Annotated in this window: 26 protein-coding genes; 6 read left to right on the plus strand and 20 right to left on the minus strand. The window is 62.1% G+C overall.

Annotation, left to right across the window (positions count from 1 at the left end; translation table 11 throughout):
- Nucleotides 1-69: 69 nt before the first annotated feature.
- The 9 genes from ACO07C_RS09565 to coxB all read right to left on the minus strand — a co-directional run bounded on the left by ACO07C_RS09565 (nt 70) and on the right by coxB (nt 7,059).
- Nucleotides 70-825, minus strand: a complete 756-nt coding sequence (locus tag ACO07C_RS09565) for an SURF1 family protein (RefSeq protein ID WP_421913931.1) — start codon at nt 823-825, stop codon at nt 70-72.
- A complete protein-coding gene (locus tag ACO07C_RS09570; protein ID WP_421913932.1) occupies nt 822-1,208 on the minus strand; it encodes a DUF983 domain-containing protein in 387 nt (128 codons plus the stop codon). Before ACO07C_RS09570 ends, ACO07C_RS09565 begins: the two co-directional genes overlap by 4 nt.
- Nucleotides 1,209-1,211: 3 nt before the next feature.
- Nucleotides 1,212-1,703 (minus strand): L,D-transpeptidase family protein, encoded by a 492-nt coding sequence (locus ACO07C_RS09575; RefSeq protein WP_421917483.1) that lies wholly within the window; start codon nt 1,701-1,703, stop codon nt 1,212-1,214.
- 85 nt (nt 1,704-1,788) lie between these two features.
- The gene (locus tag ACO07C_RS09580; protein ID WP_421913933.1) at nt 1,789-2,667 is read right to left on the minus strand and encodes a cytochrome c oxidase subunit 3; all 879 of its coding nucleotides are present in this window, start codon (nt 2,665-2,667) and stop codon (nt 1,789-1,791) included.
- Nucleotide 2,668: 1 nt separating this feature from the next.
- Nucleotides 2,669-3,301, minus strand: a complete 633-nt coding sequence (locus ACO07C_RS09585) for a cytochrome c oxidase assembly protein (protein ID WP_421913934.1) — start codon at nt 3,299-3,301, stop codon at nt 2,669-2,671.
- On the minus strand, nt 3,301-3,462 hold the full coding sequence (locus ACO07C_RS09590) for a hypothetical protein (RefSeq protein WP_421917621.1): 162 nt from the start codon (nt 3,460-3,462) through the stop codon (nt 3,301-3,303). The genes ACO07C_RS09585 and ACO07C_RS09590 overlap by 1 nt, the downstream gene beginning before the upstream one ends.
- Nucleotides 3,463-3,464: 2 nt before the next feature.
- Nucleotides 3,465-4,409, minus strand: coding sequence for a heme o synthase (locus tag ACO07C_RS09595; protein WP_421913935.1), 945 nt, complete (start codon nt 4,407-4,409; stop codon nt 3,465-3,467).
- Nucleotides 4,410-4,484: 75 nt separating this feature from the next.
- Complete coding sequence (ctaD, locus tag ACO07C_RS09600) at nt 4,485-6,137, minus strand: cytochrome c oxidase subunit I (protein ID WP_421913936.1); 1,653 nt, start codon at nt 6,135-6,137, stop codon at nt 4,485-4,487.
- A gap of 37 nt (nt 6,138-6,174) precedes the next feature.
- Nucleotides 6,175-7,059: a cytochrome c oxidase subunit II gene (gene coxB / locus ACO07C_RS09605; protein ID WP_421913937.1), complete on the minus strand. Its 885-nt coding sequence runs from the start codon at nt 7,057-7,059 to the stop codon at nt 6,175-6,177.
- 384 nt (nt 7,060-7,443) lie between these two features.
- On the opposite strand from coxB, the gene ACO07C_RS09610 reads away from it, so the two are divergent.
- From ACO07C_RS09610 to ACO07C_RS09625, 4 genes are all read left to right on the plus strand, one after another.
- Nucleotides 7,444-7,974 (plus strand): invasion associated locus B family protein, encoded by a 531-nt coding sequence (locus ACO07C_RS09610; RefSeq protein WP_421913938.1) that lies wholly within the window; start codon nt 7,444-7,446, stop codon nt 7,972-7,974.
- A 163-nt stretch (nt 7,975-8,137) separates the two neighbouring features.
- Nucleotides 8,138-9,550 carry a metalloprotease TldD gene (tldD, locus tag ACO07C_RS09615; protein ID WP_421913939.1) on the plus strand — a complete coding sequence of 471 codons (1,413 nt, stop codon included), beginning with the start codon at nt 8,138-8,140 and terminating at the stop codon, nt 9,548-9,550.
- Nucleotides 9,551-9,795: 245 nt separating this feature from the next.
- The gene (locus ACO07C_RS09620) at nt 9,796-10,071 is read left to right on the plus strand and encodes an AbrB/MazE/SpoVT family DNA-binding domain-containing protein (RefSeq protein ID WP_421913940.1); all 276 of its coding nucleotides are present in this window, start codon (nt 9,796-9,798) and stop codon (nt 10,069-10,071) included.
- Entirely contained in the window at nt 10,058-10,447 is a 390-nt protein-coding gene (locus ACO07C_RS09625; protein ID WP_421913941.1) for a type II toxin-antitoxin system VapC family toxin, read from the plus strand. Before ACO07C_RS09620 ends, ACO07C_RS09625 begins: the two co-directional genes overlap by 14 nt.
- Nucleotides 10,448-10,490: 43 nt before the next feature.
- Here ACO07C_RS09625 and ACO07C_RS09630 read toward each other — a convergent pair whose 3' ends face one another.
- Nucleotides 10,491-11,726, minus strand: a complete 1,236-nt coding sequence (locus ACO07C_RS09630; protein ID WP_421913942.1) for a class I SAM-dependent RNA methyltransferase — start codon at nt 11,724-11,726, stop codon at nt 10,491-10,493.
- The gene (locus ACO07C_RS09635) at nt 11,723-12,487 is read right to left on the minus strand and encodes a TlyA family RNA methyltransferase (RefSeq protein ID WP_421913943.1); all 765 of its coding nucleotides are present in this window, start codon (nt 12,485-12,487) and stop codon (nt 11,723-11,725) included. Before ACO07C_RS09635 ends, ACO07C_RS09630 begins: the two co-directional genes overlap by 4 nt.
- Before the next feature lie 171 nt (nt 12,488-12,658).
- Here ACO07C_RS09635 and ACO07C_RS09640 point away from each other — a divergent pair, with 171 nt between their 5' ends.
- On the plus strand, nt 12,659-13,060 hold the full coding sequence (locus tag ACO07C_RS09640) for a GFA family protein (protein WP_421913944.1): 402 nt from the start codon (nt 12,659-12,661) through the stop codon (nt 13,058-13,060).
- Nucleotides 13,061-13,153: 93 nt separating this feature from the next.
- Here ACO07C_RS09640 and ACO07C_RS09645 read toward each other — a convergent pair whose 3' ends face one another.
- The 8 genes from ACO07C_RS09645 to ACO07C_RS09680 form a co-directional block, all read right to left on the minus strand.
- Nucleotides 13,154-13,450 (minus strand): hypothetical protein, encoded by a 297-nt coding sequence (locus ACO07C_RS09645; RefSeq protein WP_421913945.1) that lies wholly within the window; start codon nt 13,448-13,450, stop codon nt 13,154-13,156.
- A 149-nt stretch (nt 13,451-13,599) separates the two neighbouring features.
- Entirely contained in the window at nt 13,600-15,513 is a 1,914-nt protein-coding gene (dxs, locus tag ACO07C_RS09650; protein WP_421913946.1) for a 1-deoxy-D-xylulose-5-phosphate synthase, read from the minus strand.
- Nucleotides 15,514-15,601: 88 nt separating this feature from the next.
- Nucleotides 15,602-16,522 carry a pirin family protein gene (locus ACO07C_RS09655; RefSeq protein ID WP_421913947.1) on the minus strand — a complete coding sequence of 307 codons (921 nt, stop codon included), beginning with the start codon at nt 16,520-16,522 and terminating at the stop codon, nt 15,602-15,604.
- A 39-nt stretch (nt 16,523-16,561) separates the two neighbouring features.
- On the minus strand, nt 16,562-16,828 hold the full coding sequence (locus tag ACO07C_RS09660) for a DUF2277 domain-containing protein (protein WP_421913948.1): 267 nt from the start codon (nt 16,826-16,828) through the stop codon (nt 16,562-16,564).
- 98 nt (nt 16,829-16,926) lie between these two features.
- Nucleotides 16,927-17,178, minus strand: coding sequence for an exodeoxyribonuclease VII small subunit (locus ACO07C_RS09665; RefSeq protein WP_354459897.1), 252 nt, complete (start codon nt 17,176-17,178; stop codon nt 16,927-16,929).
- A gap of 4 nt (nt 17,179-17,182) precedes the next feature.
- Nucleotides 17,183-18,109: a histone deacetylase family protein gene (locus tag ACO07C_RS09670; RefSeq protein ID WP_421913949.1), complete on the minus strand. Its 927-nt coding sequence runs from the start codon at nt 18,107-18,109 to the stop codon at nt 17,183-17,185.
- Between the two features lie 110 nt (nt 18,110-18,219).
- Complete coding sequence (locus tag ACO07C_RS09675; protein ID WP_421913950.1) at nt 18,220-19,203, minus strand: hypothetical protein; 984 nt, start codon at nt 19,201-19,203, stop codon at nt 18,220-18,222.
- Nucleotides 19,204-19,294: 91 nt separating this feature from the next.
- Nucleotides 19,295-19,894 (minus strand): TetR/AcrR family transcriptional regulator, encoded by a 600-nt coding sequence (locus ACO07C_RS09680; RefSeq protein ID WP_421913951.1) that lies wholly within the window; start codon nt 19,892-19,894, stop codon nt 19,295-19,297.
- Nucleotides 19,895-20,015: 121 nt separating this feature from the next.
- Between ACO07C_RS09680 and ACO07C_RS09685 the strand changes: the two genes are divergently transcribed.
- Entirely contained in the window at nt 20,016-21,239 is a 1,224-nt protein-coding gene (locus ACO07C_RS09685) for an MFS transporter (RefSeq protein ID WP_421913952.1), read from the plus strand.
- A gap of 54 nt (nt 21,240-21,293) precedes the next feature.
- On the opposite strand, the gene ACO07C_RS09690 is transcribed toward ACO07C_RS09685, so the two are convergent.
- Nucleotides 21,294-21,827 carry a GNAT family N-acetyltransferase gene (locus tag ACO07C_RS09690; protein WP_421913953.1) on the minus strand — a complete coding sequence of 178 codons (534 nt, stop codon included), beginning with the start codon at nt 21,825-21,827 and terminating at the stop codon, nt 21,294-21,296.
- Nucleotides 21,828-21,849: the final 22 nt, after the last annotated feature.

Consider the following 21,849-nt stretch of genomic DNA (forward strand, 5'->3'; position numbering starts at 1 on the left):
TTGGTCAGATCGTGAACTCGAGCCGAAATGAGGTGCCTACCCCTGCCCTGTCAAGGGCGTCGGCCGTCTTCATTCCTCTTTGGCGGAGCGGCGAAGCCGCAGAATGAGCACGCCTGCGAGCGCGGCAGCAAGCCCGTACCAGGTCACCGCATACTGCAGATGGCTGTTCGGCAGGTCAATGATGGTGACGCCCCCGACCGGCAAACCGCCAGGATTTGGCGTCTTGTCCGCGTCGATGAAGAAGGGCACCAGCTTGGCGCCGGCCGGCAGCCCGGCGCTCGCCGCCATCACGTCTCGGTCTTTCCAGAAAAAGATGTTCTTCGCCACGTCATTGTCGGGAAGCATCATCGACGGCTTGCCCGGCAGCGGATTGCGGGCGAGCCCCGTGATCGTCACCTTGCCGGTCACTTGCCCCTGAGGGCGCCTGGCCGCATTCTTGAGGTCATAGGGCACGAAGCCGCGATTTATCAGGACGAACCGCCCATCGTCGAGCGCCAAGGGCGTGTAGACGTTGAAGCCGGCATCTTCCTCCCATGTCGCGTAGAAATGCCGTTCGCCGGAATGCAGGAAAGTGCCGGTCACGGTTACCGGCGTGTAGTCGACATCGCCGGTGGAGGCGAACTCTCTTTCGACATCGGCCAGCGACACGGGCTCAGAGTGCGTCCGTTGTTCAATGGTCTGGATAAGTCCTTCCTTCCAGTACAGACGCTGGACCTGCCAGGTGCCGAGCGCCAGCAGCATGAAAAACACGATGAGGCCAAGGCCGATCGCCAGGACCTGCTTCGGGCGAGAACCGCCCCTGATGGTCGCCGACGCCCCGCTCATTCGCTGCGATCCAATCGGCCCTCGGCTGCCTTATTGGCGTACTGCAAGGTGAGCAGCACGCCCTTGATCAGTCGAAGTGCCGTCAGGCATAGCACCAAGGCCAACGGGATCCAGATCAGCAGATGTAGCCAGAGCGGCGGGCTCAGCGTCACTTCGACCCAAAGCGCGAGGCCGACAATGATGAAGCCGATGATCAGGATGACGAACACCGCCGGTCCATCGCCTGCGTCGGCAAAGGAATAGTCGAGTCCGCAATTCGAGCAGCGCTTGCCTACAGTCAGGAAGCCGGAGAAGAGATGGCCCTCTCCACAGCGCGGGCAGCGGCCGTGCAGCCCTGCCGAGATCGGCTCTATCGGAGGCCAGATCGCCTTGTCGTCGCTCATGCTCTACCGCTCGATCTCGATCGGCGTCCCATCTGGCACCATTGTCCAGATCTCGTCCATATCGGAGTCCGTAACCGCAATGCAGCCGTCGGTCCAGTCGACCAATTGAAGCAGCCATCCCAACCAGCCAAAGCCATTTGGCTGGCCGTGGATCATGATCATGCCTCCCGGATCAACTGCGTGCGCCCTGGCCGACGCCACATCATCGGTATCGGGATACGAGATGTGGATCGACTTGTAGGCAGCACTCTTCGCATTGCGCCAATCAAGGACGTAGCGTCCCTCAGGCGTGCGTTCGTCTCCCTCCTGACGCTTGTGCCCAATGGGATCGCCGCCAAGGGCGACGGCATAGCTTCGGAGCACCCTGCCGTTCCCGATGAGATCAAGTTTGCGATCGGATTTGTCCAGGCGCACCAGATCGACGTTCTCTTCGGCAACGGCCGGAAGTATCGCGATCATCCACGCGCATACGGCAAGGGAGATTGTCGTCCGCATCGGCCACTGATCAGCGATCATTGCGCCGAAAAGAAGAAGGCGGCCACGTCCCCGTAGCCGCCTTCTCAATTCACTCAATAGGGTTTCAGTGGCCTTCGATGACCGCGCCGGCCGAGGCCCAGACGTAGATCGATGCGAACAGGAACAGCCAGACCACGTCGACGAAATGCCAGTACCAGGCAGCCGCCTCGAAGCCGAAATGCTGCTTGGGCGTGAAGTCGCCCTTCATGGCGCGAACCAGGCAGACCAGCAGGAAGATCGTGCCGATGATCACATGGAAGCCATGGAAACCGGTAGCCATGAAGAAAGTGGCGCCGTAGATGGAGTCCTTGAACGCGAATGGGGCGTGCATGTACTCGTAGGCCTGCACCATCGTGAACAGCATGCCCAGGCCGACGGTGAGCACGAGGCCGTTGATCAGGCCCTTGCGGTCGCCATGAAGGAGCGCGTGGTGCGCCCAGGTGACAGTGGTTCCCGACAGAAGCAGGATGATGGTGTTGTAGAGCGGCAGGTGGAAGGGATCGAGAACCTCCATGCCCTTCGGCGGCCAGACGCCGCCGGTGAACGCCGTACGGGCATATTGCTGAGCCTCGCTCGGGAACAGGCTGGCGTCGAAGAAGGCCCAGAACCATGCAACGAAGAACATCACCTCCGAGGCGATGAACATGATCATGCCGTAGCGCAGGTGAAGCGACACGACCCGCGTATGATGGCCCTCATGCGCTTCCTTGATCGTGTCCGACCACCAGGCGAACATGGTGTAGAGGATGATGGCCATGCCGATGAAGAACAGCCACGGGTTGGCGACGTTGTAGCCAAAGATCGGGAAGTTGCCGCCCTTCAGGTGCTCCATCAGTGCGACCCCGCCGAAGGCAGTGACAAGTGCCCCTACCGACCCCAGGAAAGGCCACGGGCTCGGGTCAACGAGATGATAGTCGTGATGTTGTGCGTGCGCGTCTGCCATATCAGCCCCCGAGATTTGCTTCGGTATTGGAAATTGTCTTGCTGTTGCCCTTGACCGGCTCCGACGATGCGACCGGCTTGGTCTTCTCGATCGGGAACATCGTGTAGGACAGGGTGATGGTCTTCACGTCCTTCAGTTCGGGCACGTTCACGATGTCCGGGTCGACATAGAACAGCACCGGCATGTCCAGCGTCTCGCCCGGCTTCAGCGTCGTGTCGGTGAAGCAGAAGCACTCGACCTTGTTGAAGTAGGGGCCCGCCAGTTCCGGCTGCACGTTGAAGGTGGCACGGCCGGTAACGGGCCGATCGAACTTGTTGGTCGCCTGGTAGTGCGCCTGCACCGTCTCGCCGATCTTCATCGTGATCGAGCGTTGGACTGGCTGAAATTCCCAGGGCACGCCGGCGGTGTTGGCGTCGAAGCGAACGGTGATCTCACGGTCGAGCACGCGGCCGGCATACTGCTTCTCGGCACGTTGCGTGGTTCCGCCATACCCAGTCGCCTGGCAAAACATCTTGTAGAGCGGCACCGCGGCATAGGCCATTCCGATCATGCCAGTGAAAAAGGCAAGACAGACCGCCGCCACAACGCGGTTGCTGTTCTTCTTGGCCTGATTCCTGACCGACTCGGTGCTCATTACATCTTGCCCGAGAGGTTGTGGCCGAACTTCACGATCGTCGCGATGTAGAAGATGATAACCAGCACGGCCAGCGCCAGACCGATGGCGACGGAACGGCTGCGCTGGGCCTTCTTCTGACGTTCGGTCAAGGTGACCGTCTCGAGTTTTTCCTCGATCATGGTCATGCTCCACCCATTGCAAGCGCGCGTTCGACAACGCTGTCGGCCAGATAGGCCGCGAAAATCGCGAAGAGATAGAGCAAGGAATACGCAAACAGCGCCTTGGCCGGTTTCATGACGCGGTCGTCGTCAGCCATTGCCAGCACTTTCCACGCATACCAGACAAAGCCGACCCCAAGCAGCGCGGCGGCCACGCCATAGACTGGCGTTGTATAGCCAAGCAGCCAGGGCGCCACGCCGACCGGGGCCAGCACGAGCGCATAGGCAAAGATCTGACGGCGCGTCGAAGCCTGGCCGGCAACGTTCGGCATCATCGGAATGCCGGCGCGCCCATAGTCATCCGACTTGAACAGCGCCAGCGCCCAGAAATGCGGCGGCGTCCACAAGAAGATGATCAGGAACAGGATGACGCTTTCCAGACTGACCGAGCCGGTCACCGCGGCCCAGCCGATGACGGGCGGAAAAGCCCCGGCAGCGCCGCCGATAACGATGTTCTGCGGCGTCCAGCGCTTCAGCCACATCGTATAGACGACAGCGTAGAAGAATATGGTGAAGGCAAGCAACGTTGCCGCCAGCCAGTTGCCGAGCACGCCAAGCGTCATAACCGACAACACGGACAACACCAGCCCGAAGGCCAATGCCTCGCCGGGCCGGATGCGGCCAGCGGGCACGGGACGGCCGGCGGTGCGCGTCATCACCGCATCGATGTCGGCGTCATACCACATGTTGAGCGCGCCCGACGCTCCGGCGCCGATGGCAATCGACAGGATTGCGATGACAGCCATCAGCGGATTGATGGCCACGGGTGCGGCAACCATGCCCACGAATGCCGTGAATACCACGAGCGACATGACGCGCGGCTTCAGGAGGGCGAAGAAATCGCCCGCCGTCGCTTCCGACATGCGGAAGGCCGCTTCGTCAATACTGGTTTCGTCGACAAGGGCCATGCGTACTCAGTCCATCATTCCGTTGGCCAAAACCGCCGGCGCGCCGGCGGTTTCGTGTTCGAGCAGGACACTGCCTTACTTGATCTTCGGCAGCTGTTCCCACTGGTGGAACGGCGGCGGCGAAGGCAGCTGCCATTCGAGCGTCGTTGCGCCTTCACCCCATGGATTGGCACCCGCGACCCGCTTCTTCTGGAAGGCTTCGAAGACACAGTAGAGGAAGATCAGGACGCCGACGGCGGAGATATAGGAGCCGATCGACGACACATAGTTCCAGCCGGCGAACGCATCGGGATAGTCGATCGTGCGGCGCGGCATACCGGCGAGGCCGAGGAAGTGCTGCGGGAAGAAGATCAGGTTGACGCCGACGAACGTGACCCAGAAGTGGGTGTTGGCGATCACCGGCGAATACATGTAGCCGGTCATCTTCGGGAACCAGTAGTACCAGCCAGCGAAGATGGCGAACACCGCACCCAGCGAGAGCACGTAGTGGAAGTGCGCTATGACGAAATAGGTGTCATGCAGCGAGCGGTCGAGGCCGGCATTGGCCAGCTGGACGCCGGTGACGCCACCGATCGTGAACAGGAAGATGAAGCCCAGCGCCCAGAGCATCGGCGTCTTGAACGAAATCGACCCGCCCCACATCGTCGCGATCCAGGAGAAGATCTTCACGCCTGTCGGCACCGCGATGACCATCGTGGCGAAGACGAAGTAGCGCTGCGTGTCGAGCGACAGGCCCGTCGTATACATGTGGTGCGCCCAGACGATGAAGCCCACCGCGCCGATCGCCACCATGGCGTAGGCCATGCCGAGATAGCCGAACACCGGCTTCTTCGAGAAGGTCGAGACGATGTGGCTGATGATGCCGAAGCCCGGCAGGATCAGGATGTACACTTCCGGGTGACCGAAGAACCAGAACAGGTGCTGGAAGAGCAGCGGATCGCCGCCATTGTCCGGCGCGAAGAACGCCGTGCCGAAATTGCGATCGGTCAGCAGCATTGTGATGGCGCCGGCGAGCACCGGGAGCGAGAGCAGCAGCAGGAAGGCCGTGACAAGCACCGACCATGCAAACAGCGGCATCTTGTGCAGCGTCATGCCGGGAGCGCGCATGTTGAAGATGGTTGTGATGAAATTGATGGCGCCCAGGATCGACGAGGCACCGGCGATGTGAATCGACAGGATCGCCAAATCCATCGCCGGCCCGGGCTGGCCGGCGGTCGATAGCGGCGGGTAGAGCGTCCAGCCGCCACCGACGCCATAGGCGCCCGGGGCGCTCGGCATGAACATCGAGGTGAGCAGCAGGATAAAGGCCGGCGGCAGCAACCAGAATGAAATGTTGTTCATGCGCGGGAAAGCCATGTCCGGTGCGCCGATCATGATCGGCACCATCCAGTTGGCAAAACCGCCGATCAGGGCCGGCATGACCATGAAGAAGATCATGATCAGGGCGTGCGCGGTGGCGAAGGCATTGTACATGCTCTTGCCGCCGTCGATCGCGGCATCACCGTTCATGCCGTAGACCATCTGCGCCAGACCGCTGAAGATCTGGATGCCCGGCTCCTGCAGCTCCATGCGGATAGCCACGGACAGCGCGCCGCCGACGATACCCGCGAAGATCGCGAAGATCAGATACAGCGTGCCGATATCCTTGTGGTTGGTCGAATAAACCCAGCGGACCCAGCCGTGATACGGCTTGTGGTCGTGCCCGTCGTGAGCTGCAGCGTCTGCCATGTTCCGCTCCGTTCCCTGATCTTTCCTGGCCGCGGCGTCAGTTGCCGGCGACCGCTACCTTGTTCTGGCTGTCAACCTCAGCCATCAGCGCCTTGTTGGCACTGGGCAGATTGGCTTTGGCTGCCGTCAGCCAGCTGTTGAATTGTGCCTCGGAGACCACGCGAATGGCGATCGGCATGAAAGCATGGTCCTTGCCGCAGAGCTGCGAGCACTGACCGTAATAGAGGCCTTCCTTTTCCGCCTTGAACCAGGTCTCGTTGGTACGCCCCGGTATGGCATCGACCTTGATGCCGAAAGACGGCATGGCGAAGGAGTGGATGACATCGGTCGCCGTGACGAGGACGCGGGTCATCGTGTTGACCGGCACCACCAGTTCGTTGTCCACGGCGAGCAGACGTGGATAGACCTTGCGATCTTCCTTGCCAGCGGCCGCACGGTCTGCGTCCTGAAGGATGGCGGAGTTGAAGGTGAGCGTATTCGCCACCTGATATTCGTAATCCCAGTTCCACTGATTGCCCGTCGCCTTCACGGTCAGCTTAGCTTCTTCCGGCGGCGTATACTGCGCTGTCAGCAACTGGAACGAGGGAATGGCAAGGCAAAGCAGCACGACGACCGGACCGACGGTCCATATCACCTCGATCAGCGTGTTGTGGCTGGTCTTCGACGGGATCGGGTTAGCACTCGCGCGGAACCTCACCATGCAGTAGGCGAGAAGCACCATGACAAGGATGGTTATCGGCACGATGAACCACATCGTGTAATTTCCGAACCACTCGATCTGCCGCATCATGTCGGTCGCCGGAGCCTGGAAGGTGGTCTCCCAATTCACCGGCTGGTCGGCACGGGCGGATGTGCCGGCGAAAAGCGTGGCAGCGGCCCCAGCGCTTGCTAGATACCTGGCGCTTGCTAGGAATGTTCTCATCGCCCTCATCGTCTCCCAGTTCCTCGCGGTTGCGCCCGCGAGAATAACGAACAATGCCGGGACGGGAATCCCGGACAGTCTCAAGCTGGTTCAAACCATACTCTTTTTCCCTCCGCAAGAAAGGAGCGGGCGAAACCGTGCGGCATTTTTGCGCGCAAGCGCGAATGACGGTTCAGACGCAACAGTAAGGCTGGCGAATCGCGTAGACGAGCGGCAGGCATATTCTCACCAGCCGCGGCGCCGGAGGTGCCGAACCGTCGCAATTCGGGCAAAATTGGCACGGAAAAGCGCTGTATCGGCGTTTTCGGGGCAGACCGCTTGCGGTCTCATCCTTTACTTGGCTTTGGCGCGGCTTAAAGTGCCGTGATTCGTAATGGAGCCGTCATGAACCCTTGGCTTTCGAGAACCTTGGCGAAGGTCATCTTTCTTGCCGCCCTGTCCGTCGTCAGCCTGGCTGGCATTGGCCAGGCCAACGCGGTGCAGCCGAGCGGCACGGTTCGCTCAACCCATGGCGCCTGGTCCATCATCTGTGACACGCCCGCCGGCGCCACGTCTGAACAGTGCGTGATGATGCAGAATGTCGTTGCCGAAGACAGACCGGAGATGGGGCTTTCCGTTGTCGTGCTGCGCACCGCCGACAACAAGGCAGAGATCCTGCGCGTGTTGGCGCCACTCGGCGTGCTTCTACCCAATGGCCTCGGCCTCAATGTTGATGGCAAGGACATCGGCCGCGCCTATTTCGTGCGCTGTTTCCAGGACGGCTGCTATGCCGAGGTCATTCTCGAGAAGCCTTTGCTCGATACCCTGAAGTCCGGCACATCAGCCACCTTCATCGTGTTTCAGACGCCTGAAGAAGGCATCGGCATCCCTGTCGACCTCAAGGGCTTCGCCGACGGCTTTGCCGCCCTGCCCTGACAACCGAGCCTCGCGGCAGGCCAAGGATTCATAGAACCCGGCGTGATGCCGACCATCCGTCGGCGCACCCATTTGTCTTGAAGATATGGCGGAACGATTGTCTCGGAGCGCCTTCGCGCCTACATCGTGGCAAAGAACCATTCCTCGTGCGGACGGACCTGCCATGAACAGCCTGATCGGCCAATTCGACATTTCAGACGATCGCATCAAGCAGATCGTCACCGAGACCATCAACGGCGCCGACGACGGCGAGCTGTTTCTCGAATACAGCGAGAGCGAAGCGCTGATGTTCGACAATGGCAAGTTGAAGACCGCCAACTTCAACACCGACCAGGGTTTCGGCCTGCGTGCCGTTGCCGGCGAAGCCAGCGGCTACGCCCATTCCAGCGACCTGTCCGAAGCCTCTCTGTTGCGTGCGGCCGACGCCGTTTCAACCGTCAAGGGCGGCTATTCCGGCACGCTTGCGGCGGCACCCGCGCGCACCAATCGCCATCTCTACGGCGATGAGAACCCGATCCCTTCGCCTTCCTTCGAAGCCAAGGCAAAGCTGCTGCAGGAAATCGACGGCTGGCTGCGCGCCGAGGATCCGCGCGTGCGCCAGGTTTCGGCATCGCTGACGTCATCCTGGCAGCATGTCGAGATCGTGCGCGCCGACGGCCAGGTGGTCCGCGATATACGCCCGCTGGTCAGGGTCAGCGTTTCGGTCGTCGTCGGCGACGGCGACCGCCAGGAGAGCGGCTCCTACGGCATGGGCGGGCGCAAGGCGTTTGGCGAATTCCTGGTCGAGGACAGTTGGAAGCACGCCGCCAAGGAGGCGCTGCGGCAAGCGCTGGTCAACCTGGAGGCCATTCCCGCCCCCGCAGGCACCTTCGACATCGTGTTGTCGAGCGGTTGGCCGGGCGTCATGCTGCACGAGGCCGTCGGCCATGGCCTGGAAGGCGACTTCAACCGCAAGAAGACCTCGGCCTTCGCCGGCTTGCTCGGCCAGCAGGTCGCCGCAAAAGGCGTCACAGTCGTCGATGACGGCACCATGCCAGAGCGGCGCGGCTCGCTGACCGTCGATGACGAAGGCACGCCTTCGGCCCGCAACGTGTTGATCGAGGACGGGAAGCTGGTCGGCTACATGCAGGACCGCCAGAACGCCCGGCTGATGGGCATGAAGGCAACCGGCAACGGCCGGCGCGAAGGCTATGCGCACCAGCCGATGCCACGCATGACCAATACCTACATGACAGCGGGCGACATGGAGCCGGACGAGATCATCGCCTCGGTCAAGAACGGCATCTATGCCGTCTCCTTCGGCGGCGGCCAGGTCGACATCACCTCGGGTAAATTCGTGTTCGGCTGCACCGAGGCCTACATGATCGAGAACGGCAAGGTGACGCAGCCGATCAAGGGCGCCATGCTGATCGGCAACGGGCCCGATGCCATGCACCGCGTTTCGATGATCGGCAACGACATGAAGCTCGACAACGGCATCGGCATGTGCGGCAAGGCCGGACAGGGCGTGCCGGTTGGTGTCGGCCAGCCGCATTTGCGCATGAACCAGATGACGGTGGGCGGCACGCGGGTTTGATCAAGGGGCCGAACCGGCATTGTCGTTTCCCGTCGATCATTTGAGTGCCGCTACCGCGCTCATGCCGGGTTCCAGCGTAGGCTGGGGTTCCGCTTCGAAGAGCAGGTTGAGGGGCCGGCCACCGCAGTTGTGCCGGCTTTCGTGGAGCGCATTCTTGCGGGTATTGGCCGACATCACATCTCGGCCTTGAAGCCGGCGCGATTCCTGTCTATCTTACGATCGTCTTACATTCATGGGACGACATCATGACTGCCCAAGAAAAGCTCACAACCACTGTCTCGACCAAGGGACAAGTCATCCTGCCCAGTTCGATCAGGAAGCGCAGGGAATGGGGTGCCGGCACGCGCCTTCTGGTCGAGGATACTCCGGACGGCGTGCTGCTGAAGGCGACACCGGCCTTCGTCGAAACGCGGCCAAAGGATGTTTTTGCCTCCCTCCCCCATGTTGGCAAGCCGAAGACGCTCGAAGAAATGGATGCCGGTGTCCTGGCCGAGGCACGGCGACGCCATGCTCGCGATTGATACCAACCTGATCGTTCGTTATCTGACAGGCGACCATCCCGAACAGTCTCCCCGAGCTCGGCAACTGATAGACGGTCAAGTAGTCTTCGTTGCCGTCACGGTAATCCTTGAGGTCGAATGGGTCTTGCGCAGCGCATATGGTTATGCGCCGCCTGATATCATCCGCGCGCTACGAGCATTCGGTGGGCTCCGCACGGTGCAGATAGAGGACCCTGCGATAGTGTCGTCGGCACTCGACCTTGCGGAGAAGGGAATGGACTTCGCTGATGCACTGCATCTGGGAAAATCCGTCCATTGCGCGAGCTTCGCCACTTTTGACCGCAAGTTGGTCAAGGCCGCGAAGGCGGCTGGATATGAGAGCGTGCAAGAAGCATAGCGCCGATCGTACGCATTTTAGGCCCAACACACATTGGGATCACTCAGCGCCGTCGTCTCGGCTTCTCCAGCAGCGCCACCGCTTCGATGTGCGGCGACCACAGGAACTGGTCAATCGGCGTCACGCTTTTAATGGTGTAGCCGCCGTCGAGCAGGATGCGCAGATCGCGGGCGAGCGTTACCGGATTGCAGGACACCGCCGCGACCAGCGGAACATCCGAGCGGGCGATCTGCTTCGACTGGTCCTCGGCGCCCGCACGCGGCGGGTCGAAGACAAGACCATCAAAGGCGTTCAACTCCTTGAAGGTGAGTGGCCGGCGGAACAGGTCGCGGCGCTCGCCCGTCACCCGCTTCAGTCCGGTCGCGAAGCGTGATCCTCTATCAAGCGCCGAGAGCGCAGCCGCGTCGCCTTCGACGGCATGGACTTCCGATTTCGCCGCAAGCCGGAGGGCAAAGCTTCCGCAACCGGAGAAAAGGTCGGTGATCTTCTTGGCACGCTTCAGGTGCCCACCGACGATGTCGGCCATGGTCTGCTCGGCTGCCTCGGTGGCCTGCAGGAAGGCGCCTGGCGGCAGCGCGACTGCGACACTGCCGAACATGACCACCGGCTTCCTTGGCTCGATGATGATCTCGTCATCGATGGACAACCTGGCGAAGCCCTGCGCGATGACGAAATTCGCCGCGATACGCCGCTGGTGCTCGCCAAGCTTGCCGGATTCATGCACAGCGATATCAAGGCCCGAGCCGGTCACCGTGACGGCCAGCCGGAACGATTTGGTGGTTGCGCATACCAGCTCGGCGAGCGCTTTCAGCTGACCCAGCGCGCCGACGATCTCGGGCAGTGAGATCGGGCATTCCGATATGGAGATGATCTGTGGCGACAGGTGGCGATTGAAGCCGAGCGCCATGCCTGTTTCGGTACGTCTGGCGGCAAGCACGACACGGCGGCGTGTGTGCGGCGCGCAAGCGACCAGATCGCCGACTTCGCAATCGATACCCTTCAGGGCGTGCACCACCTTGTCGCGTTTCCACTGTCGATAGGCGTCAGCCTCGAGATGCTGGAGAGCGCAACCGCCGCATTCGGTGAAATGGCGGCAGGCGGGATCGATACGCAGCGGCGAGGCCTCAAGCACAGCCATCAGCGTGGCGCGGTCCCGTTCGCGCGCGGCGTTGACGACCTCGCCGGGCAGCGTGAACGGGATGAACAGATCACCGCTTTCGGTCTCGGCTATGCCGTCGCCCTGGGCGCCGAGTTTCCTGATGGTGAAGCGTGCGCTCATCGGTCCTTGATCCCACCCAGCAGGAATTCGCGATTGCCGTCGCCGCCTTCGATGGGCGACAGGTGCAGGCCGAGCGAACGCCAGCCGGGAACAGCGTCCAGCCAATCCTGCAGCAGGCCGGCGACACGGGCGGCATCGTAGGGATCCTTCAACAGGCCGCCCTTGCCGATCGCCTCCCTTCCAGCCTCGAACTGCGGCTTGACCAGGAACACGGCACCCGCACCGGGCCTGGCGATGCCGAGCGCCGGCGGCAGCGCCAGCTTCAGCGAGATGAAGCTGACATCGGACACGATGAAATCCGGAACGCGATCGCCAAGATCGGCGGCTACGAGATCGCGGGCGTTCAGCCCCTCGATCACCGTGACGCGCGGATCGCAGCCGATATCGGGGTGCATCTGCCCATGGCCAACATCAAGAGCAGTGACATGGGAAGCGCCGCGTTCGAGCAGGACCTGGGTGAACCCTCCGGTCGAGGCACCGATGTCGAGCGCTTCGCGCCCGGCAGGGTCGAGCTCGAAATGGTCGAGCCCGGCGATCAGCTTGAGCGCCGCGCGCGAGACGTAGCCCTGGGCTGGGTCATCGACGGCAATGGTGCATTGCCCGTGGACGGTTTGGCCGGGCTTGCGGGCAACAACGCCATCAACCGTCACCGTGCCGCGCTCGACCGCGTCACGGGCGCGCGATCGGCTGACAAACAGGCCGCGCTCGACGAGGAGTTCGTCGAGCCGCTGGCGTGAGCTGGCTGGCTGCTGGGAGTTCATGACCTTCATTGGCGAAAGCGAGCCTCGAAGGCAAGCGCATTGAGGCGTGACGAGGATATCGACGCAAGACAAGCGAATGCAAACGCCACTGCCGAGTGTGTTGAATATCGCTCGGAGGATCGGGCACAATGCCAGCGACGAGGTGCCATTTGCTATTGGTGAGGAAGCGGGATGCTGACCGGACGTTGCCACTGTGGTGCTGCTCACTGGACCCTGGAGGGTGATCCCGGGTCGATCACTGCCTGCAATTGCACGCTTTGCAGCCGCTATGGCGCGCTCTGGGCTTACGACTATGTCGATGAACGCATCCGCGTTTCGGGACCGATGCGCGCTTACAGGCGCGCCGGAAAGGATGCTCCTTCGCTCGAGATCCTGTTCTGTCCGACATGCGGCTGCGTGCTGGCCTGGCGTGGCCTGCGCTCAAGCACCACAGGCCGGACCCGGATCGCGGTCAATGTCAGGCTTGCACCGCCCGAGGCCGTCGCCGACCTCGCAATCGACCATTTTGATGGCCTCGAGACATTCGAGGACCTGCCGGGTGACGGCCGTTGTGTACGTGATATGTGGTTCTAGAACGGTGCATCGTTTCACGGAAACGCCGAACCGCTCTACCCTTTTTTTGCAATTCCGGACGGAAAGCCTCTTCACGCTTTTCCTGGAATTGCCCTAGAAGATCGTCCGCGAGACCTGACGTTCGACGGCTGGCATCAGACCGTCATTGTCGTTGCCGGAAGCTTCCTCGTGCGGCTCGGTCGCGATTGGCACGACCGGTGCTGGCGCGGCATCCGGCAGAACGACCAGTTGCGGAACCTGCTTGTAGGAGAAGCCGCCACGGATGCCGCCAATCTTACCGGCGACGATATCCTTCACCGCCTTTTCAAGGTTGCGGTCGTATCGCGTTTCGGCCCCCGCCGACGCGCCAATGGCCAGCAAGACAGCCATCGCGCCCAGAAACGTCTTCATTTTCGCTGTCTCCCTGCCTGGGCAGGCTTCTAGCAAGGCGCCGTTGAAAAACGGCCAAGAGACAGGGTAACCAAAGCGCCAAAGGGCAGCGTTAACAACGTGTTAACAAACCAAGCAGCCAAAATGATTCAAGCCGTTGAGGTTTTGAATCAGGCGCGCTGCGCGCGCACCGCGTGCCCGAGCGCGGTGAACACGGTGCGCACGATGCCGGCAGCGTCCAGCCCGGCGTCGGCATACATCTTTTCGGGCTTGGCGTGGTCGGTGAAAACGTCGGGCAGCACCAGAGGACGGACCTTCAAGCCGCTTTCCAGCAGTCCATCATGGGCGAGGAACTGCAGTACGTGGCTGGCGAAGCCGCCGACCGCGCCCTCTTCGACGGTGACCAGAACCTCGTGCGAGCGAGCCAGCCGGCGGATCAGATCCTCATCAAGTGGCTTGGCGAAGCGTGCGTCGGCAACCGTGGTCGAAAGCCCAGCAGCACCAAGCTCTTCGGCAGCCATCAGGCAATCCTGCAGCCTCGTGCCGAAGGACAGCAGGGCAACCTTGGTGCCCTCCCTGACAATGCGGCCCTTGCCAATCTCTAGAACCGAGCCGCGTTCCGGCATGTCGACGCCGACGCCATCGCCACGCGGATAGCGGAAGGCGATCGGGCCTTCATCGTAACTTGCCGCCGTGCACACCATGTGGCGTAGCTCAGCCTCGTCGGCGGCCGCCATGACGACAAAACCAGGCAAAGTCGCTAGGAAGGTCGTGTCGAAGGCGCCGCAGTGGGTCGCACCGTCGGCGCCAACGAAACCAGCACGATCGATGGGAAACCGCACCGGCAGTTTCTGGATCGCAACATCGTGGACGACCTGGTCGTAGGCGCGCTGCAGGAAGGTCGAATAGATCGCGGCGAAAGGCTTGTAGCCTTCAGTGGCGAGACCCGCGGCGAATGTCACCGCATGCTGCTCCGCGATGCCGACGTCGAAGGTTCTTGACGGGAACGCTTCACCGAACAGGTCGAGTCCAGTGCCACTTGGCATGGCGGCAGTGACGGCGACGATGCGATCGTCCTCGCGGGCCTCCTGTATGAGGCTTTCGGCGAAGACCTTTGTGTAGGCTGGCGCGTTGGCGGGCGCCTTGGCCTGCGCGCCGGTGATGACGTCGAACTTGTTGACGCCGTGATACTTGTCGGCGGCGGCTTCCGCCGGCGCGTAACCCTTGCCCTTCTGGGTGACAACATGGATCAGCACCGGACCCTTGCCATTGTCACGGACGTTCTTCAGCACCGGGATAAGGTGCTCCAGATTGTGACCGTCGATTGGCCCGATGTGGTAAAAACCCAATTCCTCGAAGAGCGTGCCGCCCGTGACGTAGCCGCGCGCGTGCTCGACAGCGCGCGTGATCGCACGATCCGCGCGCTTGCCGAGATAGGAGGTCAGTTTCTTGCCGAAATCGCGCAGCCCGACATAGGCCTTGCCCGATGCCAGGCGCGCCAGATACGCGCTCATGGCTCCGGTCGGCGGCGCGATCGACATGTCATTGTCGTTGAGGATCACGATCAGCCGGGCATCGAGCGCGCCGGCATTGTTCAACGCCTCATACGCCATACCCGCCGACATCGAGCCGTCGCCGATGATCGCGATGACATTGTTGCGCCCGCCCGAGAGATCGCGCGCCACGGCCATGCCCAGGCCGGCGGAGATCGAGGTTGAAGAATGCGCGGCGCCGAATGGGTCGTACTCGCTTTCGACGCGCCGGGTGAAGCCCGACAGGCCCCCCTCCTGCCGCAGCGTGCGGATGCGGTCGCGGCGGCCGGTCAGGATCTTGTGCGGATAGGCCTGGTGGCCGACATCCCAGATCAGCCGGTCGTCCGGCGTGTTGAAGACGTAATGCAGCGCGACCGTCAGCTCGACGACGCCAAGCCCCGCGCCAAGGTGCCCGCCGGTAAGAGAAACCGCGTCGATCAGTTCGGCGCGAAGCTCGGATGCCAGTTGCGGCAGATCGCTCTCGGCAAGCGTGCGCAAGTCCGCGGGGATGCGGACCTTGTCGAGAAGCGGCGTATGCGGCGTTGCGTTCACGTGTCTTCCGGCTTTCTGTTCGTCGGCGGGATAGGCTGCCGGCTGGCGAAAGTAAATGCGTGTCGGTGACGCGGATCAGGCTGCAACCCTAGCCTTCCGGCAGCGGGATGAATTCCTTCTCGTCTCCAGGAACGATATCGAAGCGGCCCGTCTTCCATTCTTCCTTGGCCTGCTCGATGCGCTCCTTCGAGGACGAGACAAAATTCCACCAGATATAGCGTTTCGAATCAAGTGAAGCGCCGCCGAACAGCATGAAATGCGCCCCGCTTCCGGACGAAACAATGATCTCGTCCCCCGGCCGGAACACCAGCAGGCGTTCAGCCGGAAAGACGTCGCCGGAAATCGAGACATCGCCTTCCAGCGTGTAGATGGCCCGCTCCTCGGCATCGGCCGGGATTTGCACCTTGGCCCCGGGCGCCAGCCGCAGGTCTGCATAGAGTGTGTCGGAGGCCGTCTTGACAGGCGACCGCAGGCCGGCGAACTCGCCAATGACGACGCGCCCGCCTACGCCTTCCGCGCCGATTTCGGGAAGTCGCGCTGCAGCAGTATTCTCAAAAACCGGCGCCACTTCTTCCTTGTCGTCCGGCAGCGCCAGCCATGTCTGCAGCCCTGAGATCGACATCGGCGCGCCGCGCAGTTCCTCCGGCGTGCGTTCGGAATGGACAATGCCGCGCCCGGCGGTCATCAGGTTCACGTCGCCGGGTTTGATGACCATTTCCGTGCCCAGCGAATCGCGATGCCTGATCTTGCCGTCGAACAGATAGGTGACCGTCGACAGGCCAATATGCGGATGGGGGCGCACGTCGAGCGCGTTGCCGGCCCGCAGGATCGCCGGCCCCATGCGATCAAAGAAGATGAAGGGCCCGACCAGACGCCTTTTTGCCGTCGGCAAGGCGCGGCGCACCTGGAAGCCGCCAATATCCTTGGCGTTCGGGATGACCATCAGCTCGATCTGGTCACTGGCAAAGGCATCGCCCGCCTCAGGGTCTTTCCCGGGGAAGAAGCTCATGAATTCTCCTTGTCAGCGGTCAGGGGCTGGCTTGGCATATCAGGCAAAACGGATCGCCGCCTTCGCCCGAAGTTTGGCCGCCACTTCTTCGCGATTACGCGGATGCTGATTGGTTTCGAGCGAATCGAGAAGTTCGCGCGCCGAGGCCGCAATGGCTTCTACGGCGTGGTCAAACGCGTGCCGGTTCTGTTTCGAAGGTCTCGTCGTTCCGCTCAGCTTGCGGACAAATTGAAGCGCTGCGTCGCGCACTTCGTCGTTGGTTGCCGGCGGATCAAAATTGAACAGGGTCTTGATGTTTCTGCACATCGCTTCCGTATCTCCTCTTGTCCCGGAGCCGTTTCAATCGGGTCGAGTTCCATCCTCGATCATGATCATGTCCAAAAACCGGTAACGACCCCGGCGCCTCAATCCGCATCGAGCGGTTCAACACCAACAGGCTTGCCGTCTCGCGAAAGCCTGATCTTCTCGACCTTGTCCTCGGCTGCTTTCAGCAAGCGGTCGCAATGCAGCTTCAGGGCCTCGCCGCGCTCGTAAATCCTGATCGACTGATCGAGCGGCACGTCGCCACGCTCCAGATCATCCACGATCTTCTCCAGAGCGTCGAGCGCCTGCTCGAAGCTCATCGCCTTGACGTCTTCGTTGGTCTCACCAGCCATAGTTCTATCCTTTCATCAGTCGCCCGACATGGGCGGCGACCGAAAATGCCAATCCCTGCAGATCGTAGCCGCCCTCGAGCAGGCTGACGAGCCGGTTGCCGCTGTGACGCCCAGCGCGCTCGAGCAACTGGCCGGTCGCCCAATCGAAGTCGTCCTCGGTCAGGTTGATCTCGGCCAGGGGGTCGCGATGGTGCGCGTCAAAGCCGGCGGAGATGATGATCAGGTCCGGCGCGAAACTGTCGAGTGCCGGCAGCACGCGCGACTGAAAGGCATCGCGAAAAACCTCGCTGCCGGTGCGCGGCGCCAGGGGCGCGTTGACGATGTTGCCGGCGCCGGTTTCGCTCTTCGCCCCGGTGCCGGGATAAAGCGGCATCTGGTGCGTGGAACAGTAGAGCACCGAGGGATCATCCCAGAAAATGTCCTGCGTGCCATTGCCGTGGTGCACATCCCAATCAACGACGGCGACCCGTTCCACGCCATGCCTCTTCTGCGCATAGCGCGCCGCGATCGCCGCCGTGTTGAAGAGACAGAAGCCCATGGCCGTCGTCTTCTCGGCATGGTGGCCGGGTGGCCGCGCTGCGACGAAGACATTGTCGGCACGGCCTTCGAAGACATCATCGACAGCGGCGTTGGCTGCACCGATCGCCGTTATCGCCGCCTGCCAGCTTTTGGGGCTGGCCGTGGTGTCGGCATCGATGCGGGCGATCCCTTCGTCAGGTATGGCTGCGCGCACGCGAGCGACGAAATCCGCCGGGTGCGCATAGAGAATGGTGGCTTCGTCGCCTTCCGGCGCCTTGGCCCGATCGAGCGAGGCAAAAGCCTCGTCATCAAGCACGCGTTCGATGACGCGCAGGCGGTCGGGCCGCTCGGGGTGGCCGGGGGGCGTTAAATGCTCAAGGAAGATCGGGTGTGTATAGAGCCTTGTGACCATGTCCCGATATAGGCGCGCACGGCCGCTTTGACCATGTTTTCGCCGATCGAAACGGCGACCTTCAACAAGGTTTAGCTATTGGCAAAGACGTTTGGCCGCCTGCGCCGGATCTATGTGCTTGGCGTCGGCTCGGTCCAGCGCGAACCGCCAAAGGAAGCCCGCGCCTTGTCCTTGAGGTCCCTGAATTTCGATGATACCTCGGCAAGTTTCCGGTCCCAGTCCGGATTGGGCGCCTGGCCTTCGATAGCCCGGAAATAGACCTGCATCAGGCAGGCTATGGCAAAGGGCTCGATGAAGGCCGCCTTCAAGGCCCAGGCGAAGACAATCGCGAGCACAAACGCCCAGCCGGCCAGTTGCCCAGGCATGAGGAACAAAATTGCGCCGGCCGGCGCCAGCATCAACAGGAAGACGACGAAGGACACACCCCACATGATGACGGACAGCCAGACCGCGTTCTTGACCATGGTCGTTCCGTTCTGCGCATAAAGCACGACGCCCTGCCGCGCAGTCTCGAAGGGCGAGGAAGAGTTGATGCGGATGTTATAGCCGAGGATGATTTCATCGACATAGGTCAGCGACAGGCGGATCACCGTGTTGATGAAGCTGACAACACCACTCAAGCCGGGAATGGGCAGAAAGGCGGCAATGCCGCCGATCAGGCCCGTAATGGCACGGATGGCGCCCTTGACCAGTTGATCGACGACGAAAAGGACGTTGGCTTCCGCAAAGCGCTGACTGACGACCTCCCTGGCATAGGCAATCTGGTCCTGTCCATCGGGAACATCCTGTCCATCGATGAGATGCACCATGACAGCGATGTGCCCGGCCTTGACGATGTAGAGGATGTATTCGCGGATCCAGTAGACGGCGATGGAGACGAGGCCGAAACCGATGACACCGCCCCACATGGCAAACGACAACGGGCCGTCGGGGTCGGTGGAGATATGGCCTACGCCATAGCCCACGCTGGCCCCGGTGCCGGTCGCCATGATGTAGGCCAGGGTTATGCCGAAATAGACGATCATGCGAAACACGATGAAGGGCCATGTCCGCACCATGATGGAAACAGACCTGCCGATCTCGAAATCCCACATGCCCCGAATCTCCCCTCAGAGATGGCTGAGGAGGATGCTCTCAACCCGGCGATTGTCAATCTGGCCAGGGGCACCGGACCGCGCGGGAGCGTCAGTCTGGCTGCTTATCGAGCAAGCCTTCGAGCAGTTGCTTAAACGCGGCCACCACCTTCTTCGACGTCGCTTCGGGGGCCTTCGCGTTGGCGATCCGCTGCGAAGCCTGACTGCTCGCCGCGTTGATCAGCCGTGCGGCCGTCTCCGGGTCGACGCCGGCGACGACCACTCCCTCTTCTTGCAGCGCGGCCAGATGATCGGCGATTGAAGCGACGCATGCATTGGCATTCGACCACTGTGCCGGATCCCCCAGCACGGCCGGGCCATCCCGGAACATGATGCGCTGGATTTCCGGTTCCAGCGCCATCTCGATGTAAGTGGTGCATTCGTCGACGAAACGCTGCCAACGGGTCGGCGCTTTCGACGCCACCTCATTGACCCGAACCGCCATTTCGCCGTCGATCTCGGCGATCACCGCCTGCAGCAGTCCCTTCTTGTCGCCAAAATGATGATACAGCGCGCCGCGCGTCAGGCCGGCCGACGCGGTGAAATCATCCATGGAGGCCTCGGCATAGCCGATCGTGCCGAAGGCATGGCGCGCTGCCGCTATCAGCTTGGCCCGCGTCTCGGCGATCATCTCCTTGCGGGGCTTGTGCATCGGGTCTGGCCCTATTTACATACGCTGCGTATGCCAATTGACATACGTAGCGTATGAATTATCTGACTATCATACGCTTCGTATGTAATTGTCGAACCTTCCTTTGTCGAGGAACCTGGCCATGCAAAATCCCTACTCGGAAATCTTCCGCGCCCCCGGCGCCAAGGGCTTTGCCGTTGCCGGCTTCACCGCGCGTTTGCCGATCGCCATGGCGCCTATCGGGATCGTGGCGATGCTGTCGCAAACGCGTGGCGAGTACTGGTTGGCCGGCGCCGTCTCCGCGACATTCGCGCTGGCCAACGCTTTCGCGGCGCCGCAGATATCAAGGCTGGTGGATCGTGTTGGGCAGACGCGGATTGTCGTACCCACGACCATCGTCTCCGTGCTGGCTTTCGCGGTTCTGATCGCGGCGGCCAATCAGAAGTGGCCGGTGTGGACGCTGTTCGTGTCGGCGCTGCTGGCGGCGACCATGCCCAGCATGCCCGCAATGGTGCGCGCGCGCTGGACCGAAATTTTCCGGGGTCGGCCCGCGATGAACACCGCGTTCGCCTTTGAGTCGGCGGCGGACGAACTCGTCTACATCGCCGGGGCATCGCTGTCGGTGGGAATGAGCGCCGCGCTGTTCCCTGAAGCAGGAATGCTGGCGAGTACGGTGTTCCTCGCCTTGGGTTCGACGGCCTTCATCCTGCAGCGCTCGACCGAACCGCGGGTGCGGACGGCGGAACATCGTTCGCGCGGTTCTGCAATCCGTCTGCGGCCGGTGCAGATCATCACCTTCGCCCTGATCTCCATCGGCGCGACCTTCGCGACGACGGAAGTGAGCACCGTGGCACTCACCAAGGAGCTTGGCCAACCCGGTGCCGCAAGCCTCGTCATCGCTGTCTATGCGCTGGGATCATTCGTCCTCGGCATCATCGTCGGCGTGCTCAACCTGAAGGCGCCGCTGCAACGCCAACTCGCCATCTCGGTCTCCATCATTGCGCTCACATCACTGTTGCCACTGACCGCCGGCACCGTCGCGCTGCTGGCGTTGACCGTTTTCATCAGCGGCGTCGCGATATCGCCGACTTTCATCACGGCCTTTGGCCTGATCGAGCGGCATGTGCCGGAAGCGATGCTGACGGAGGGCATCACCTGGGTGACAACCGGGATTGGGATCGGCATGGCGCTGGGCTCTTTCGCCGCCGGCGCGGTGGTTGACGCGTTCGGCGCGCGCAACGGGTTCTGGGTCTCGGTGGCGGCCGGAGCTACCGCACTGGTTACCGTGCTGCTGGGCCATCGCAGCCTTGCCACCCGGCAGCGGGGTAGCGATACGCCCGAGCCGCGCGTGGTTCCCGCGGAATGATATCAGGCGCGTTCGGCCTCCGTTGGACACAGGGCGCGCCGCTCTAGCCGTTCTTCAAGACCGGGCCTGGAAATTCGCCGCTCGCGCCAAGGCAAAAAGCATCGTCGGCGCGCCATGCAACATGACCTCTTTTTCGAGGGTGAAGCCACATTTCTCCAGCACGCGCCTCGATGCCGGATTGGCTGGGCGGACAAGACCAACCACCCGCTCGGCACGCAAGGGACCGAAGGCGGTGCGCAGAGCTTCCGCGACCAGTTCCGTTGCGTAGCCATGCCCCCAACCGCGAGGATGAAGATGGTAGGAAAGATTCAGGCCGCCGTAATCCCGCGATAGCGTGACGCCGCCGAAGCCGATCAGTTCCCCGCCCGCCTCGACCGCCCAGCGGCCAAAGCCATGCTTGTCCCAATGGCCGATATCGCGAGCCAGCCTCTCGGCACTTTGCTGGGGCGTATCCGGAACAGGATCGGGGCGATGGGCGACAAGTTCCTGGCGCGAGAAGAGATCGATCAGGAAATCAAGATCGGCCTCCGCCGGCCGGCGTAGCAAAAGGCGGCCGGTGCGCTGCTTGGCAGGCAATGAGACTTTCATCCATCACCTCCGATGAATGGCT

This window comes from Mesorhizobium sp. (assembly GCF_965229135.1).
Lineage (GTDB): Bacteria > Pseudomonadota > Alphaproteobacteria > Rhizobiales > Rhizobiaceae > Mesorhizobium.